The sequence below is a fragment of the Lactobacillus apis genome (assembly GCF_002837055.1).
GTDB lineage: Bacteria > Bacillota > Bacilli > Lactobacillales > Lactobacillaceae > Lactobacillus > Lactobacillus apis.
The window spans coordinates 1-3,762 of sequence record NZ_PDKP01000033.1 but is presented as its reverse complement, the minus strand read 5'-3'; the positions used below and the strand labels follow the sequence as shown (position 1 = coordinate 3,762).

Annotated in this window: 5 protein-coding genes; 2 read left to right on the top strand and 3 right to left on the bottom strand. The window is 35.3% G+C overall.

Annotation, left to right across the window (positions count from 1 at the left end; all coding sequences use genetic code 11):
- On the bottom strand, window positions 1–213 hold a 213-nt coding region (locus CRG87_RS07560; RefSeq protein WP_133125499.1), incomplete at its 3' end, for a MerR family transcriptional regulator.
- A 222-nt stretch (window positions 214–435) separates the two neighbouring features.
- Between CRG87_RS07560 and CRG87_RS07555 the strand changes: the two genes are divergently transcribed.
- On the top strand, window positions 436–1,323 hold the full coding sequence (locus CRG87_RS07555; RefSeq protein WP_074426413.1) for a LysR family transcriptional regulator: 888 nt from the start codon (window positions 436–438) through the stop codon (window positions 1,321–1,323).
- 19 nt (window positions 1,324–1,342) lie between these two features.
- Window positions 1,343–2,029: a carboxymuconolactone decarboxylase family protein gene (locus tag CRG87_RS07550; RefSeq protein WP_074426412.1), complete on the top strand. Its 687-nt coding sequence runs from the start codon at window positions 1,343–1,345 to the stop codon at window positions 2,027–2,029.
- Window positions 2,030–2,203: 174 nt separating this feature from the next.
- Here CRG87_RS07550 and CRG87_RS07545 read toward each other — a convergent pair whose 3' ends face one another.
- Both CRG87_RS07545 and CRG87_RS07540 read right to left on the bottom strand, forming a co-directional pair.
- Window positions 2,204–2,980, bottom strand: coding sequence for an ABC transporter permease (locus CRG87_RS07545; protein WP_101138726.1), 777 nt, complete (start codon window positions 2,978–2,980; stop codon window positions 2,204–2,206).
- A 2-nt stretch (window positions 2,981–2,982) separates the two neighbouring features.
- A partial coding sequence (locus tag CRG87_RS07540) for an ABC transporter permease (protein ID WP_101138725.1) occupies window positions 2,983–3,762 on the bottom strand: 780 nt, incomplete at its 5' end.

Sequence of the window (3,762 nt, the reverse complement as noted above, 5' to 3'; positions counted from 1 at the left end):
CTGCTGCAGTAACTCGGTATATTCCAGTAAGTCTTTTACTGGAATGCCCACATTCCGCATACATTTGATAAAACTGATCCAGTTAAGATCATTTTCACTATAGTTTCTGACACCGTGCTCCTTTTTTACTTCTGGAATAAGACCCATTTTTTCGTAGTACCTTAGCGTTACTGGAGTTAAATCGACTTTTTCTGCAACTTCTGATATTTTCATTTTATTTTCCTTACTAATTCAATTAAAAAAAGGTGACCTATAATCGTGCTTATTATAGGCGCTTTTTATGATTTTTTACTCGTCTACCAAAATAACATTAGTGGCCTATGTACGTATTGAATTTTTTCTCAATAATACAAATTTTAGCTGTAACTTTTTCTTCAGTGAAATACTTATTAACAATCAGTCAACATAAACAAAATGCATTAAACAGGAGGTTATATGGAACTACGCGTTTTAAATTATTTCGTTGCTGTTGCCCAAGAGGGTAACATGACGCGTGCGGCTAAAAAGGTCTTAATTTCGCAACCAGCACTTTCCAGACAAATAGCTGATTTAGAAGCAGAACTCGGCGTCAAATTATTTGACCGGCAAAAGCGCCGTTTAACACTAACCCCTGCAGGCCATTACTTACTAGAACAAGCACAAGAAATACTGGAGTTAACTTCTAGAACAAAAAGAAATCTTGAAACTACATCTTTTATTAGTGGTGACCTAACAATTGCAGCAGGTGAAAGTATCGGGATGCAAAAAATTATGAACGTAATTAGCCAAATCATCAAAGATCATCCCACCGTTAAAATTCATCTCTTAAACGGCGATTACAGCTACGCAGAAAGAAAACTAAATAACGGAACTGCAGATTTTGGCGTAATTATTGGTGACATTTCATTACCCAGCTATGCCTCTTTAACCTTATCTGAAAAAGATACCTGGGGCGTATTAATGCCAAGAGATGATATACTAGCAGCTAAAGAAACAATTACACCGAAAGACTTGTGTGGTCGCTCCCTCTTAACCTCGCAGCAAGCCCTGCAAACTCACCTTTTTCAAAACTGGTTAGGTAATTATTACGATAACGTGAATTTTATTGGTGACTATAACCTTAATTTCAACGGTACGTTAATGGTCAAAAATCATTCGGCATTAATGTTAACCCTGGATAACTTGGCTGATACTTCAGAAAGTTCAGGGCTTACGTTTAAAAAATTATGCCCTAGTCTGCAACAAACGATTAGAGTAATTTGGAAACGAGAAGTTAGTTTATCGCCAGTTGCTGAGCTGTTCTTAAAATCATTAAAAGAAGAAATTTGTAAAGATTGCAGATAGTATTAACCAGGAGATTTTCATGAATAATCAACTAGAAGAGCAATTTCAAAAATTAAGCCAGAGCTACCTTAACGACGTGGACAGTAACTGCGCTCAACACTTACAGAAAGATCGTTTTATCATTCCATTAATCGCTAGTGTTACGCAAGGAATAATGACAACTGTTCCAGAACAGGTGGCTAACATTTTAGATGCTAATATTGCCCCTGAAGTTCTTTTAGAGGTGCTTTATCAATTAGCACCTGTAATTGGTACCCTGAAGGTTAAACAAGCTTTAGAGCAGGTAAATAGCGTATTTGAAGAACGTAAAATCACTTTGACACCTGTAGAAAGTGAAGCAGATGAAAACTATGGAGCACGAGTTCAAGCACAATTATATGGCACTGAAATTAAAAATCTGCTGAAAGATTTGCCAGATAATGCTGGCACTTTCATCCCCCACGCATTAACGGAACACTTTTTCAACGATTTTTATAACCGAAAAGCCCTAGATGTTCGTGACCGTGAGCGCTATGAACTATTAGCACTAATTACCATGAACGTTGAATTTCAAATCAAGGCCCATGCTCGTGGGAGTTTAAAGGCCGGTAACAGCGAAAGTGAACTAATTTGGTCAGTAATTCAATTGCTACCATATATCGGCTTTCCATTTGTAATTAATAGTGTGCAAGTAATTCATCAAGAAGCACAGACATTAAAAGAATAATTGATAAAAAGCCATACAGCTCTTCAGTTGTATGGCTTTTTTATGCCAATATTTAGCTAAATTTATTTTGACTGTCCATCGGCTAAACTGTAGTTTTTAGCAAAAGCAATAAAAATAGTTAGCAGCACATTTGTACCGCTAACCATTTTGGCAATATATTTATAATAGTCTTCTCTAGCTGCCCGTACTCTGATATTTTTCCAGAAATACGCGCCAGAGTTGATAAATCAACACAAAGAACAGCATGCAGACAACTGGAATTATCAATAGCCATATCCATTCGTGCTTAACGGCAATTCTTTCCTGTGGAATTGATGCAACCCAACCAATTGGCAGTATAAAAGTCATAATTATTTTAAATCCCATCGAATAAATAGCCATGGGATATTTGCTCATATCAAAAAAGTCAAAGGTTGTTTCAGCCAAATTAGCTAAACCGTTAGATAAAAGTGAAACAATATTACCTAAGATTGCTAATGCCAAAAAAATTAAGGACGTAAACAGTGAAATAAAGATAAACATAATCGTGATATACCAAGGATTATGTAATTGCACATCAACCACAATTAGCAGAAGCAAGGCAACTAATAAATCGCCCCAAGAGTCTTCATCTACACGTTCATTAACTAGTTGAAATAGCGGATTGACGGGTTTAATCAAAATCGTGTCCAATGAACCATTATGGATGTAATCCGAAATATTTAAAGCATTAATGAAAAAGCAGCGGAATATTGAAAAGGATAACGTTGCTAATGCATACGTTAGTAGCAACTGGCTGAAACTGTAGCCACTAATTCGCGGCACAATGTTAAAAATAAACCTTAATGCAACAATGTTTAGGACATTTTGGACTATCATGCCAATAATCGCAAAATAAAAATCAAGATCGTAAACGGCTAATGATTTTAAATTTACTTTGAAATACGTAAATAATAATTTTAAATATCGCATCATTAACCTCCTTGAATAACTGTAGCGTTAGCTGAATGCTTAAAAAGCAACTTAAACAACAAGTTAAAGGCAACGATGTAAATTAACTGAATTACGACGATTTTAATAAATAAATTCCAGGCGGGATGCTGGGCCAATGTCCCTATTGCGCCATATGAATATTGAAAGGGCAAATATTGAGCAATCTTTTTAAGCAAGCTGGGATAAAAATTAGCTGGAAAGGCATTTCCTGCCAGTACAAGCAAAATAGCTTCTTTAAAAGTAGTAATCCCCCAAATGCTGTAGGTATAAAAAGAAAAAGTTCCGAGTACCAGCTCAAGTTCAAAGTATAAAAAATAACCTAAAATAGCTGTTACGAAAACCATCAATATAGTGCTAAATGCAATTTTAAAATCCAAGAACCAGAAAAAGATTAACATATCAACGACACCAATTATGGCAAATTTGACTAGTGAATAACCTATTCCTTCCCATAGTAATTGCGTTGAAATAGATAGTGGCTTAAGAAGATCGATTGCAATATCTCCGGAACGTACTTTATCGTTAAGTTCATAGCTAGTCTTAGGAAACAAAACTGTTAAAACTTGCATTAACACTAAATAACTAATTGTTTCTTGAAATTCACGATTTGGTTTACCAACCAGAACTGCTTTCCATAAAAAATACTGGACAGTGGTGGATATTAGTACGGAAAAAAGCCAAAACAAGAGAGCATATTTCGATGCTAAACCTTTTTTGATACCAATTTTTACTAACATTAATCTATACTTCATTAGCGCACC

Bases quoted from the DNA above. Each gene is read 5' to 3' on its own strand.
- CRG87_RS07555 (WP_074426413.1), top strand. From the start codon at position 436: ATGGAACTACGCGTTTTAAATTATTTCGTTGCTGTTGCCCAAGAGGGT.
- CRG87_RS07550 (WP_074426412.1), top strand. From the start codon at position 1,343: ATGAATAATCAACTAGAAGAGCAATTTCAAAAATTAAGCCAGAGCTAC.
- CRG87_RS07545 (WP_101138726.1), bottom strand. From the start codon at position 2,980: ATGCGATATTTAAAATTATTATTTACGTATTTCAAAGTAAATTTAAAA.